1 protein-coding gene is annotated in these 327 nt (G+C 34.9%); it reads right to left on the reverse strand.

Translation table 11 applies throughout. The features are described from left to right. Positions 1-114: 114 nt before the first annotated feature. On the reverse strand, positions 115-327 hold a 213-nt coding region (locus tag NE665_RS24215), incomplete at its 5' end, for a hypothetical protein (protein ID WP_256302745.1).

The following is a 327-nucleotide window of genomic DNA, read 5'->3' on the forward strand; positions in this document are numbered from 1 at the left end:
ATATCTTCATCAGAAAGGTAAAAGAAAAGATAGAAATCTCTCCGTCCAAAGTTTGATTTCTATCCGTTCTTCTAGAACACTATGATAATAACCAATTTCCCTTCCAATTTCAAGTTAAATCAAATAAATTATGATAAAATCATTGCTTCTATTGATTTTGATTCTATTGTCTGTAATTCCTGTTCTCATCATGACTGGGTCTTTCATGCCACCTACCTTCGCTCTGTTGATTTCCTTGTCCGTAATGTGAAAATCAAGATTGTCAGAATTATCTGTCTGAACTGCGGTAAAACTCACGCCATCCTCGTCAATGATATGATCCCTTTC

This window comes from Clostridium sp. DFI.1.208 (assembly GCF_024463855.1).
Lineage (GTDB): Bacteria > Bacillota_I > Bacilli_A > Erysipelotrichales > Erysipelotrichaceae > Clostridium_AQ.